A 12,994-nucleotide genomic window follows, 5' to 3' on the forward strand; every position below is an offset into this window, starting at 1 on the left:
TCGAGCATTCGCGAAACGAGACGGCAGGGTTGCCGCACCGGCACTTCGGCATCGGCGTTGCGCGCCGTATAGTGGGCGCAAGGAGAATGCACTGATGAGCGATACGATTCGTTTGGACGGCCGCGTGCTGTACCTGTCGCAAGACCCGGCCGTGATGGAGGCGCAACTGGCCGGCGAAAACTTCACGCGCGAGACGGCGGGGCCGTTGCGCAACAACGTGTCGACCGACGAGATCACGCCGGTCACCGTGATGCTCACCTACGACGAGCGCCTTGGCCGGTACCCGTACGTCGGCTTCAAGGCGGGCGAACGTCTGCCGATCGGCCGCAACGCGGTGAAGGACGGCGGCTTTCGCGTGACGGTGGCGGGCAAGCGCTACGGCAAGGGCTCGTCGCGCGAATCGAGCCCGCTCGCGGAATTGTCCGCAGGTATTCGACTTATCGTTGCCGAAAGCTTCGAGCGTATCTATCAGCAGAACTGCGACAACATCGGCATTCTGACCACGACGGATTTTTCCGTGCTGGATCGCCTGCTCGCGGGCGAAGCGGTGCCGATCGACGAATTCCTGAAGGGCCGCGACGCGCTCACCCAGCAAATCATCCGCAGCGGCGGCTTGCTCGCGTATAGCAAGTTCGCGGACTGGCCCGCGCCGGGAGAGCGTGCGAGCGCTGCCCCGAACGACGCGCCGGGCGCCGAGCCGAAAACGCTGGTCGAGAAAATCATCGACCGTCATCTGCATCCCGGCACCGCGAGCGCGCAGCGCGGCGACGGCGTGTTCATCGCAGCCGACTGGCGCTTCAGCCACGACTATTTCACCGGCATGTGCGCGCATTTGATGCATCGCGCGTTCGGCAAGCCCGCGCCGCTGCATGCGCCCGATCACATCATCGCGTTCCAGGACCATCTGGTGCTCGCGCCGCAGAGCATCCCGCACGTGCGCGACGGTCTGCTGCCGGGCGTCGCGAATCTGATGGAAGGCCACACGTCGTTTTCGCGCGACTATCCGGTGCGCTCGCACGGCGCGCTCGATGGCGTGCCCGGCTCCGAGGGCATCTGTCATGCGTTGATGGCCGAGCAATACGCGCTGCCGGGGCAGGTCGCGTGCGGCACCGATTCGCACACGCCGCATTCGGGCGCGCTCGGCTGCCTCGCGTTCGGCGCGGGCGCGACCGAAATCGCCAATAGCTGGGTCACCGGCTACGTGCGCTGCAAGGTGCCGGAGACGCTGCGCATCGAAATCGACGGCCAGTTGCGCGACGGCGTGACCGCGAAGGACGTCGTGCTGCATCTGCTACGGATGGACGCGATCCGCTCGGGCGGCGCGATCGGCCTCGTATTCGAATACGGCGGCGCGGCGGTGCGCGCGATGTCGATCGACGAACGCGCGACGCTGACCAACATGGTCGCGGAGCTCGGCGGCTTCACCGGCATCGTCGAGCCGGACGAGCGCACGGTCGCGTTTCTGAAGGAGCGGCGCGGCGTCGATTTCGTGCTGGAAGACTGGATGAAAAGCGATGCCGGCGCGACCTATCGCGACACGATCCATATCGATGCGAACACGATCGAACCGATGCTCGCGCGGCCGGGCGACCCCGGCAACGGCGTGCCGGCGCCGCGGCTCGAACAGGACGTCGCGATCGATATCGCGTACGGCGGCTCGTGCACCGCGGGCAAGCGCGAGGACTTCGATTTCTATCACGAGGTGCTGCGCTGGGGCGTCGAGCACGGCCTGCGCGTGCCCCAGCGCACGCGTCTGTATCTGCAATTCGGCACGATGGCGGTGCGCGCGTATTGCGAGGAGCAGGGCTATCTGCCGGTGTTCGAGCGCGCGGGCGTGACGCTCGTGATGCCTGGCTGCGGCTCGTGTGCGAACTGCGGACCGGGACAATCGGCCAACGCGAACGATGTGACGATCAGCGCGATCAACCGTAATTTCCCCGGCCGTTCGGGCCCGGGCGACGTGTGGCTCGCGAGCCCGTACACGGTCGCGGCGAGCGCGCTGGCCGGGAAAATCACCACGTTCGAACAATTGCAGCACGCGCACGGCTAGAATGCTGGCCGAACTCCGGCCGGGGCAACGTGGCGCGTGCGATGCGCGACCAAACACAAGGCCGGCATCGGACCGGCCGCGGCGAGCGATCAGCGTTGCCGCAAAAGCAGTCGCAACAGAAGGAGACAGACAACATGGCATCCCCCGATCACGCGGGGTCCGTCGCGCGCAGCGGCGGCAACGCGGCGCATTCCACCGACGCGGCCCGCAGCGCCGCCCGCAGCACCGCCGCTCAGGCGACGGGCTATGCAGCGCTCGACGCCGGCAGCATTTCGGCGCGCCTCGACCGCTTGCCCGCCACGCGCTCCATCTGGAAGCTCGTGGTGCTGCTGAGCCTTGGCTTCTTCTTCGAACTCTACGATCTGCTGTACTCCGGCTATGTCGCGCCGGGCCTCGTGAAAAGCGGCCTGCTGAGCGCGACCACGCGCGGCCTGTTCGGCTCGACGGGCGTCGCGAGTTTCATCGCCGCGCTGTTTAGCGGCCTGTTTATCGGCACGATCGCGTGCGGTTTCCTCGCGGATCGCTTCGGGCGGCGCGCGGTGTTCACCTGGTCGCTGCTTTGGTATACCGCGGCGAACGTGGTGATGGCGTTCCAGGAGACCGCGGCGGGCCTCAATTTCTGGCGCTTCGTCGCCGGTGTCGGCATCGGCGTCGAGCTGGTGACGATCGGCACTTACATCTCCGAGCTGGTGCCCAAGCAGATTCGCGGCCGCGCGTTCGCGTGCGAGCAGGCGGTCGGCTTCACGGCGGTGCGGGTGGTCGCGTTTCTGTCGTTTCTGCTGGTGCCGCGCGCGCTGTTCGGTCTGGACGGCTGGCGCTGGGTCGTGCTGATCGGCGCGCACGGCGCGCTATTCGTCTGGTGGATTCGCCGCGCGTTGCCGGAAAGCCCGCGTTGGCTCGCGCAGCAAGGACGTCTCGCCGAAGCCGACCGCGTGATGAACGCGCTCGAGGCGAAGGTGCGCCACGAATACGGCCGCGAGTTGCCGCCGCCGGCGCCGCCGGTGGCGGTCGCACCGCGCGGCAGTTTCCGCGACATGTGGGTGCCGCCGTACCGCAGCCGCACGCTGATGATGACGATCTTCAATGTCTTTCAGACGGTCGGTTTCTATGGCTTCGCGAACTGGGTGCCGACGCTGCTGATCAAGCAGGGCATCACGATCACCACGAGCCTGATGTATTCGAGCGTGATCGCGTTGGCTGCGCCGATCGGTCCGATCATCGGGATCTTTATCGGCGATCGCTTCGAGCGCAAGACGGTGATCGTCGTGATGGCCGGCGTCAATATCGTGTGCGGGTTGTGGTTCAGTCAGGCATCGGGTGCGGTGCTGCTGGTGAGCTTGGGGGTGTGCCTGACACTGGCCGGCAACATCATTTCGTACAGTTATCACGCGTATCAGACGGAACTGTTTCCGACCAGCATCCGGGCGCGCGCGGTCGGCTTCGTCTACTCGTGGAGCCGTTTTTCCGCGATTTTCACGGCCTTTCTGATCGCGGCCGTGTTGCGCTACTTCGGGACGACCGGCGTGTTCGTGTTCATCGCGGGTGCGATGTTGATCGTGATGCTGGCGATCGGTTTGATGGGACCGCGTACAAAAGGGCTCGAGCTGGAAAAAATCTCGAGATAGAGGGGCAAGAACATCTCTCAGCACAGGGTCGCTCAGCGGCATAGCCGAGCGACCGCACCGGATACTTCCGTTTTCAGACGACGCTCTTTCCGCCGGTAACTGCGACGCAATGAAGGCTTCGCCTGCCAAAGACAAGGCTTGTTGCGTCGCAACACAGTAAAGTCCGGGCGCGATGCTGCCGATTGGGTTGACGGGGGCTGAAAGGGCTCGAAATCGAGCAGATATCGACATGGCGACGGCCGGCTTTTGAGCCGGCCCACCGCCATGTGCCGCGTGGGCTTATACGGTCGATGGAATGCGCAGTCAGAAAGTCGATCTTCCTGCAAGGTGCGGTCCAGGGCCGCTTCAGGTCCCGACTGGACGGATCGACAGCGCGTTCCTGACCGAAGTTACGCCGGGCACCCCTTTCGCCACCTCGGTTGCCCGGTCGCTCTGGGCCTGGAGCGGTACGCTGCCCTGCAGCGTGACAGCACCATCGCGGGCGCGAACCGTAATATTGGCCGTCGAGATGCTCCTGTCTTTCACCAGCGCATTTCGAACCTGACGTTGTAGCGCCCGGTTCGCTGCTTTCATCGACTTGTAATGCGATCGGGCTTCAGGCGTCGTGGTCGGTGCAGACTCAGGGGCGTTAGCGTTGCTCGCCTGCGCATAGGCGTGAATCGAACCCGAAATCAGAAGGGCGGTACTGACCAGTCTGACGGCTTGGATTGCTTTCATGCATCTTCTCCTGTCGTTGCAGATCGTTGGGCTACAGACTCAGGTATATCGCACAGCGTCCCCGCAATGTTTCCGGGGCGGATCAAATGGCACTATAGGACAATAAAGGGTTAGGTCAAGAGACAATGCAAATCCAGTCAATTGCACGGACAAGCGACGATTTGGAATACTTCGAATTATGATGGCGCAATTCCGCTGATAGGATTACAGATCAAAACCAAGGATTAGTTTTTTTCCGCCTTTAATCATGGATCACCTATGCCTGATTGAAATATTTAGCCATCCCGGATGTGTCGGCACGGTTACAACTCCGGCATAAAAGCGCCCTTCGATGAAGAGGCTCAGCCTCCGTCCGTGGTGAAGTAGGCAATTCGTCCATGGTCGCGGCCGCACGCTCGCCGCCACGATCAGAACAACTGTTTCTGGCCCGACATCAGCGTCGTGAAATCGTCGCGCAGCAACGGCAGAATCGCGTCGGCGACCGGCTGTAATTGCCGCGTCACATAGTGCTCGTAGTCGATCGCCGAGCGCAGCGTTTCGAGCGGCTCGGGGCCGGCCACCGTAATCACGTAGCTGATCCAGCCGCCGTTCTGATATTGCAGCGGACGTCCCTGCTGGCGATTGAACTCATCGGCGACGCGTGCCGCGCGCACATGAGGCGGCACGTTGCGCTCGTAGGCGTCGATCGGTCTGCGCAGCTGCTTGCGATAAACCAGCTGATCGTCGAGCCGGCCCGCGAGCGTATCGCGCACGTAGTCGCGCACGTAATCCTGATACGGCTGCTGCTTGAAGATGCGCCGATACAGTTCCTGCTGAAACTGTTGCGCAAGCGGCGTCCAATCGGTGCGCACGGTTTCGAGACCTTTGTAGACCACGTCCTCGCGCCCGTCAGGCAATACCGTAAGGCCTGCGTAGCGTTTCTTGCTGCCTTCCTCGGCACCTCGCACCGTCGGCATGAAAAAGCGCCGGTAGTGCCGCTCGAATTGCAGTTCCAACGCACTGTCGATACCGAAGCGCGCCTGCAGCTTCTGCCGCCACGCCGCGTTGATATGTTCGACGAGCGCGCGGCCGATGTGCGCGGCGTCTTCCTCGTCGTGCGCGTGCCTGAGCCAGACGAAGGTCGAGTCGGTGTCGCCATAAATCACTTCGTAGCCTTGCGCCTCGATCAGCTCGCGCGTCGTATGCATGATCTCGTGGCCGCGCATCGTGATCGACGACGCCAGCCGCGGATCGAAGAAGCGGCAGCCGGTCGAGCCGAGCACGCCGTAGAACGCGTTCATGATGATCTTCAGCGCCTGCGAGAGCGGCTTGTTGTGCTCGCGCTTGGCCGCTTCGCGTGCCTGCCAGACCTGCGCGACGATCGACGGCAGGCAGTGACGCGTGCGTGAGAAGCGCGCGCCGAGAAAGCCCGGCACCGAGTGCGCGTCGTCGGGATGCAGCATGCCTTCGACGAGGCCGAGCGGGTCGATCAGAAACGTGCGAATGATCGACGGGTACAGGCTCTTGTAGTCGAGCACGAGCACCGAGTCGTAGAGGCCGGGCCGCGAGTCCATCACGAAGCCGCCGGGGCTTGCCGCGCCGGCCACGTCGCCGAGATTCGGCGCGACATAGCCCTGCCGATGCATGCGCGGCATGTACAGATGCGTGAATGCCGCGACCGAGCCGCCGCTGCGATCGGCGGGCAGGCCGGTCACGGTTGCGCGTTCGAGCAGGAATGGCAGCAGCTCGGTCTTCGCGAAGATGCGCGTGACGAGCTCGCAGTCCTTCAGGTTGTAGCGCGCGAGCGCGGGCTTGTCTTCGTCGAAGCGGCGCTGGATTTCGTCCATGCGCTGATAAGGATTGTCGATCGCCTTGCCTTCGCCCAGCACCGAACGCGACACATATTCGAGGCTGAACGATGGAAAGCTCCACGTCGCCGACCGCAATGCCTCGATACCGTCGATGACCCAACGGCCCGCCACGCCCGCGAAAAAGTGATTCCGCGTGACACCGTGTTGGCGCCATTCCATCACCGCGCCACCGCGGCCGATGCGCAGCGGCACGCGATACTGCTCGGCATGCTGTTGCAGCACCTTCAGATCGAACTGCACCAGGTTCCAGCCGATGATCGCATCGGGATCGTGCCGCTCCATCCACTCGATCAGTCTTTCGAGCAGTTGCGCGCGGGTTTCGCAGTACTCGAGCTTGAAGTCGAGGGCGTCGGCGGCGTTGCCATTCGGCGGCCCAAGCATATACACCTGCCGCTCGCCGCAGCCTTCGAGCGCGATCGAATAGAGCTCGGCATGCGCGCTCGTTTCGATGTCGAGCGATACGAGCTTCAACGGCGGACGATATCCGTTGGCCGGTTTGAGCTCGCCATCGAGCCAGGGGCCCTGGTTCTGCGGCACGCCGCTGTACCACACCGGCGCGGTGATGAAGCGCTCCATCATGTAGCGCTCGGGCGGCTGGACATCGGCCTCGTAGACATCGACGCCGCCTTCTCGGAGGCGCTTTTCGAAGCCCTTCAATTGCCGGTATTGCGCACAGTAAAGCCCGCTGACCGGCCGATGCTGGAAGTCGTGCAATTCGAGCGGACGCAGATCGAGCGGCGCGTCGCGGCGCAGGATCGTTTCGGCGCGTTCGCGATGTTCGGCCGGAATGAAGGCAACGGACGGCTGAGGGCGCAGACGGATGTGGCACGGCCCGCTGTCCGTCGCCAGCCAGAACTCGATTTCCGTGCCGGCGGGCGTGTCCCGCCAATGCCGGGTCAAAATGAAACCCTGCTCGAACTCAGTCAAACTTCCACCTTTTAAGCGGCGCAATCGCCTTGCGAGATTTTACCGCCGCGGGCAACGACTTTGAGCGGGCAAAGAAAAGGGCGCTTCGCATTGAAGCGCCCCAAGCAGTACGGCTTTATTTTTTTAAAAGCCGGTTCAGTTCGGTTCCGGTCGCTCAGGCTTCGAGCGCGAGTGTCGCGAACGTCGCGAGCCAGTGCTCGCCCATATAGTCGCCCGCCACATGCGGCAGCGCGCAGCGCAGATGACGCTCGGCCGCATCGAACAACAGGGTGCGCCGCACGTCGCCGGCGGGCAGCGCACGCGCGAGCGCACGCTGGCACCACGCGCGGCTCAGATTGAGGCCGTCCAGATGCGCAATCTTGCCGTCGCTGCGATCGGTGACGGTGACCGGTTCGAACAGCGTCGCCGGCTTTTTCGCGCCGAGGTCCGGCAGGAATCGTCCGAACCAGTCGGCGAACTGCGCGGACGGCAACACGCGCCGCATCAACTCCGCTTCCATCAGCGACGGCGACAGGAACTCGTCGCCGGCCGGCTCCCACGCTTGACAAGCGACGTCATCCAGATACCAGCGCTCCGCGGTGCTGACGATCAGCGCCTCGAGCGATTCGCGCGAGGTATGCCGCGCGAAATCGAGTGTCAGTGCGAGTGCGAACGCCATGTTGAAGTGCGTGCCGACGCGCAGCGGATAGGTCGCTTTCGGCAGGAACTCCTCGAAACGTTCGACGAACGTCGCGGTGAGCGGCGCGAACGTCTTCGACCAGCGCGCGGCTTCGGAGATTTTCATCGACTGCAACTGCGTGCTGAGCGCGAGCAGCCATGCCCAGCCATACGGCCGCTCGAAGCCGCGGTTGTGCGGCAGGTCCAGATACGCGAGTTCGCCGGCGACGTTCGCCTCGGTGAAATGCTCGTCGACCACCGCGGCGATGCGCGCGGCCTCAGGCAGATCGGGGAAGCGTTCGAGCAGATGCAGGATCAACCAGTAGCCGTGCACACAGGAATGCCAGTCGTAGCTGCCGTAGAAGATCGGATGCAGGGCGCGCGGACCCTGCACGTCGTGCGGCCCTGCGAGCGAGTGCGTGAGCTTGTTCGGGTATTCGCGCGTGAGGTGAGCGAGCGCGACATTGGCGAATTTCGACGCGAATTCGCGGGTGAGCTGGATGGTCATCGGCGGCTCCTCAGAAGCGCAATACGAACAGGTACAACAGTATGGTGTTGACGATCGGCAATAGTAAAGCGGTCGGCCATTGCGGCTTGATCACGCCGATCGCGCCGATCGCGCCGAGAATCGCCGGGTTGCCGTTGAACTGATGCACGATCGGCGGCGCGTGCCGGAAGCGCTCAGCCCGTGTTGATTCCCTCCGACGTCAACTGCCGCAACTGCTCCAGCAGCTTGACCGCCGGACTCGGCAGGATGCCCTGGCGCCGCCGGAACGCGGTCAACGTGCGCCGCCCGACCACGCCCGGTACGCCTAGCGTATCGAACACGCCGGCCTTGCTTTCGGTCACGTACATCGTCGATGCCATCCAGCTCAGAAAGCCCGAACGCGCGACCAGACTCTTCAGCGCCGTGACCGAGCGCGTTTCGACGACGACGTTCGGCAGACCCAGCCCGCGCACGGCAAACACGCTCTGCATGTGCTCGAACGGCCCGGTGCCGCGCGGCGGAATCGCCCAGCGCTCGCCCAGCGTGTCGGCGAGCTTGAGGTCGGGCTTACCCCGCAGCGGATGATCGAGCGCGGCGACCACGTAGCTCGCGTCTTCCCAGCGGCAATCGGCGATCGCGGTGATCTCGTCGGTGTCGGGCACGGCCATGCTGAGCGCGAGATCGATCTGACGTTTGACCAGCGCATCCGCGAGCCGGTCCCACACTCCTTCGATGATCTCCACGCGCAGGTTCGGCCACTTCGTCAACACGCCGCTGACCGCGAGCGGCAACAACAGGCTCGCGATGCTGCCCACCGCGCCGACCCGGATCGTGCCGCGTGCGAGGCCGCGCATCGCGTCGATTTCCTCGCGCGCCTGTTCGGCTTCGCGTTGCAACAGGATCGCGTGCGGCAGCAGTGCTTCGCCGACCGCGGTCAGATGCATGCCGCGCGAGTGCCGCTCGAACAGCGGCGCGCCGACCTGTTCCTCGAGACGGCGGATGGTCCGACTAAGCGCCGGCTGAGTGATATGCAGCGCTTCGGCCGCGCGTCCAAGGCTGCCGCTCTCGACGATCACCGCGAACGCCTGCAGTTGTTGAAGGTTGTAGGTCATGCCAAAAGGTAATGCCTTTTAGCGAATTAGGCAATTTTCGGTTACCCCGGCGGCCGTGATAATGGCCTGTCGATCTTTCGCGCTCATCACACAGGAGGCCTCGCATGACAGGCAGCGCGCCGCAGCACAAGCCAGCACACACGAAAGAGCAGGGCACCCAATGGACCGTACGCGACGCGGTCATCGACTTTGCGCGCCGCGTCGGCATGACGTCGATCTTCGCGAACCCCGGCTCGACCGAGTTGCCGATGTTCCGCGATTTCCCCGCGGATTTCCGCTACGTGCTCGGTCTTCAGGAAGCGGTCGTGGTCGGCATGGCCGACGGCTACGCGCAGGCAACCGGCAACGCGGCGCTCGTGAACCTGCATTCGGCGGCGGGCGTCGGCAACGCGATGGGCAATATCTTCACCGCGTTTCGCAACCGCACGCCGCTCGTCGTCACCGCGGGTCAGCAGGCCCGCTCGATCCTGCCGTTCGACCCGTTCCTTGCCGCGACCCAGGCGACTGAATTGCCAAAGCCCTACGTGAAATGGAGCATCGAGCCGGCCCGCGCGCAGGACGTGCCGCTCGCGATCGCGCGTGCGTACGCGATCGCGATGCAGGAGCCGCGCGGCCCGGTGTTCGTATCGATCCCCGCCGACGACTGGGATCAGCCGGCCGAACGGGTGGCCGATCGCGAGGTCGCGCACATCATGCGTCCCGATCCGGCGATGCTGGAGCGTATCGGCGCGGTGCTAGACGCGTGCGCACGGCCCGCATTCGTGGTGGGCGGCGCGGTCGATCGCGCGAATGCGGCGACAGACGTGGTACGGCTCGCGGAGCGGCACGCCGCGCGCGTCTACGTCGCGCCGATGACCGGGCGTTGCAGCTTCCCCGAAACGCATCGGCTGTTCGCGGGCTTTTTGCCGGCGATGCGCGAGCGCATCGTCGAACTGCTCGGCGCGCACGACGCGATCTTCGTGATCGGCGCGCCCGCGTTCACGTATCACGTCGAAGGCAGTGGTCCGCATGTGCCGCCGGGCGCGCGGCTGTGTCAGTTGATCGACGATCCAGGCGTCGCGGCATGGACGCCGCAAGGCATCGTAGCGGTCGGCAATATGCGGCTCGGTGTGCAGGACCTGCTCGCGCGCGCCGCGCCCAAAGCGCGCGAATTGCCTGCGCCGCGCGCCGCGGCGCCGCGTGCGCTGCCGCCGGCGCAAGGCGAGCGGATGTCGGTCGCATTCGCGCTGCAGACACTCGCCGAAGTGCGCGATCCCGATGGCATCGTCGTCGAGGAAGCGCCGAGTTCGCGGCCCGTCATGCAGACCTATCTGCCGATCCCGCGCCCCGGCACTTTCATGACGATGGACAGCGGCGGCCTCGGCTACGGCATGCCGGCTGCCGTCGGCGTCGCGCTGGCGCGGCCTGGGCAGTGCGTGATCGCGCTGATCGGCGACGGTTCGAGCATGTACTCGATCCAGGCGATCTGGAGCGCGGTGCAGATGCAGTTGCCGATCACGTACGTGATCCTGAACAACACCCGCTACGCGGCGCTGCAGGATTTCGCGCCGGTGTTCGGCTTCGCGCCGAACGAGACCGTGCAGGGCACGGATCTGCCGGGACTCGACTTCGTGACGATCGCGGCGGGCATGGGTTGCCCGGGCGTGCGCGTCAGCGAGGCGGCTGAACTTGCCGGCGTGTTGCGCCGCGCGTTGACCGAAGCTGACGGGAAAAGCGGTCCCACGCTCGTCGAGGCGATCGTCGCGTAACGGCATTTCCGATTTACGAAAAGAAGGGAGTCCTACGATGAAAAACGTATCGATGCTGATCTGCGGCGAACAGGTACAGGCGCGCAACGGCGCGAGCTTCGAGCGCGGTAATCCGCTCGACGGCGAAGTCGCGTCGCGCGCGCCGGCCGCGACCGTTGAAGATGCCATCGCCGCGGTCCGACCGTGCACGACGAAGCGCAGATGCCGTTCGGCGGCGTGAAGGCGAGTGGCTTCGGCCGCTTCGGCGGCAAGGCGGGGATCGCGGAATTCACCGATCTGCGCTGGGTCACGCTGCAAACCACGCCGCGTCACTATCCGTTCTAATTGCCGACACCAAAAAATCGAACAACGCGCGCGCAGCGCAAACAACGGAGACATGTCGATGAACTACGTTCCTCCCGCTTCGGCCGCGCCCTCGACCTCGTCCGCGCGCGACGACGCGGCGCTCGCCGGCATTGCGCGCGGCGGCAACACGGTCGACATCGGTCATGCGCTCGACGACGGCCCCTATACGTTGCTGCAGAAAATCGCGGTGGTGCTCGCGGCGCTGTCGATCGTCGTCGATGGTTTCGACAGCCAGCTAATCGGCTTTGCGATTCCGATGCTGATCAAGGAGTGGGGCATCACACGCAATGCGTTTGCGCCGGTGGTCGCGTCGGGGCTGATCGGCATGGGCATCGGCAGTGCGTTCGCGGGGCTGTTCGCCGATCGCTTCGGCCGCCGCTGGGCCGTGATCGGCAGCGTGTTCGTGTTCGGTCTCGCGACCTGCGCGATCAGTCTGGCGCCGAACGTCGCGGCCATCGCGGCGCTGCGTTTTATCGCGGGGCTCGGCATCGGCGGCGCGCTACCGACGTCGACCACGCTGACCGCCGAGTTCACGCCCGCGCGTTTTCGTACCTTCGCGGTCACGGCGACCATTCTGTGCGTGCCGCTCGGTGGCATGGTCGCGGGACTGTTCGCTGGGCAGGTGCTGCCGGTTTATGGCTGGCGCGGTCTGTTCGTCGCGGGCGGGGTGCTGCCGCTCGTGCTCGGCATCGTGCTCGTCGCCGCGCTGCCGGAATCGCCGCGCTTTCTGGCGCGCCGTCCGCATCGCTGGCCAGAACTCGCGAAGCTGCTGCGGCGCATGGCCCGCGACGTGTCGGCCGATGCGAGCTTTACCGACGTGCGCGAACAAAGCGCCGAGAAACACGTCGGCTTCACCGCGCTGTTTCGCGATGGCCGTTCGCGTGACACCGTCGCGATCTGGGGCGCGTTCTTCATGTGCCTGCTCGCGGTGTACGCGGCATTCAGCTGGCTGCCGTCGATGCTGACGAGCGAGGGTTTGAGCGTGTCGCTCGCGGGCTATGGCCTGAGCGCGTACAACCTTGGCGGCGTAATCGGCGCGGTGCTGTGCGCGCTGGCGATCGGGCGCTACGGCTCGCGCTGGCCGCTGCTGCTGTGCTGTGCGGGCGGCGTCGCGAGCGCATGGATGCTGCTCGGTGTCAGCGCGACGCGGCATACGGCGTTGATGATCGTCGGTCTCGGCTTGCACGGGCTGTTCGTCAATGCGGTGCAATCGACGATGTACGCGTTGTGCGCCTACGTCTATCCGACCGGCGTGCGGGCAACGGGCACCGCATCGGCACTCGCGGTCGGCCGCGTCGGCGCGATTCTGAGCGCGTTCGCGGGCGCCGCGGTGATCACGGCCGGCGGCGCATCGGGCTATCTGCTGATGCTCGGTATCGCGATGGTCGTCGTGCTGATCGCGCTCGCGGTGGTGCGGCGGCATATTCCGCGGCGAGGCGCCGCGACCGTGCGCTGATCGATGCGAAAGGCCGTCGC

9 protein-coding genes and 2 pseudogenes are annotated in these 12,994 nt (G+C 65.1%); 6 read left to right on the forward strand and 5 right to left on the reverse strand.

All coding sequences use genetic code 11. The features are described 5' to 3' along the window. The first annotated feature begins 94 nt into the window (after positions 1-94). Together AB4Y34_RS00505 and AB4Y34_RS00510 are read left to right on the forward strand one after the other, a co-directional pair. Positions 95-2,050, forward strand: a complete 1,956-nt coding sequence (locus AB4Y34_RS00505; protein ID WP_368714898.1) for an aconitase family protein — start codon at positions 95-97, stop codon at positions 2,048-2,050. A gap of 134 nt (positions 2,051-2,184) precedes the next feature. Next, on the forward strand, positions 2,185-3,675 hold the full coding sequence (locus AB4Y34_RS00510; RefSeq protein WP_368714899.1) for an MFS transporter: 1,491 nt from the start codon (positions 2,185-2,187) through the stop codon (positions 3,673-3,675). A 345-nt stretch (positions 3,676-4,020) separates the two neighbouring features. On the opposite strand, the gene AB4Y34_RS00515 is transcribed toward AB4Y34_RS00510, so the two are convergent. The 5 genes and pseudogenes from AB4Y34_RS00515 to AB4Y34_RS00535 form a co-directional block, all read right to left on the reverse strand. Next, complete coding sequence (locus AB4Y34_RS00515) at positions 4,021-4,392, reverse strand: BON domain-containing protein (protein ID WP_176106485.1); 372 nt, start codon at positions 4,390-4,392, stop codon at positions 4,021-4,023. Positions 4,393-4,799: 407 nt separating this feature from the next. Beyond that, entirely contained in the window at positions 4,800-7,169 is a 2,370-nt protein-coding gene (locus AB4Y34_RS00520; RefSeq protein WP_368714900.1) for a DNA polymerase II, read from the reverse strand. Between the two features lie 154 nt (positions 7,170-7,323). Beyond that, positions 7,324-8,334: a DUF2891 domain-containing protein gene (locus tag AB4Y34_RS00525; RefSeq protein ID WP_368714901.1), complete on the reverse strand. Its 1,011-nt coding sequence runs from the start codon at positions 8,332-8,334 to the stop codon at positions 7,324-7,326. 10 nt (positions 8,335-8,344) lie between these two features. Then, a pseudogene (locus AB4Y34_RS00530) lies at positions 8,345-8,491 on the reverse strand (DUF979 domain-containing protein); the annotation flags it as partial. 16 nt (positions 8,492-8,507) lie between these two features. Further along, complete coding sequence (locus tag AB4Y34_RS00535) at positions 8,508-9,425, reverse strand: LysR family transcriptional regulator (protein ID WP_368714902.1); 918 nt, start codon at positions 9,423-9,425, stop codon at positions 8,508-8,510. A gap of 104 nt (positions 9,426-9,529) precedes the next feature. Here AB4Y34_RS00535 and mdlC point away from each other — a divergent pair, with 104 nt between their 5' ends. From mdlC to AB4Y34_RS00555, 4 genes and pseudogenes are all read left to right on the forward strand, one after another. Next, positions 9,530-11,173 carry a benzoylformate decarboxylase gene (gene mdlC / locus AB4Y34_RS00540; protein WP_368714903.1) on the forward strand — a complete coding sequence of 548 codons (1,644 nt, stop codon included), beginning with the start codon at positions 9,530-9,532 and terminating at the stop codon, positions 11,171-11,173. Positions 11,174-11,210: 37 nt separating this feature from the next. Beyond that, positions 11,211-11,393, forward strand: a complete 183-nt coding sequence (locus tag AB4Y34_RS00545) for a hypothetical protein (protein ID WP_368714904.1) — start codon at positions 11,211-11,213, stop codon at positions 11,391-11,393. After that, positions 11,336-11,497, forward strand: a pseudogene (locus AB4Y34_RS00550) (aldehyde dehydrogenase family protein); the annotation flags it as partial. The gene AB4Y34_RS00545 and the pseudogene AB4Y34_RS00550, both read left to right, overlap by 58 nt. Positions 11,498-11,555: 58 nt before the next feature. Next, positions 11,556-12,974: an MFS transporter gene (locus tag AB4Y34_RS00555; protein WP_368714905.1), complete on the forward strand. Its 1,419-nt coding sequence runs from the start codon at positions 11,556-11,558 to the stop codon at positions 12,972-12,974. Positions 12,975-12,994 lie beyond the last annotated feature (20 nt).

The sequence above is a fragment of the Paraburkholderia sp. BR10954 genome, assembly GCF_040965775.1.
Taxonomy (GTDB): domain Bacteria; phylum Pseudomonadota; class Gammaproteobacteria; order Burkholderiales; family Burkholderiaceae; genus Paraburkholderia; species Paraburkholderia youngii.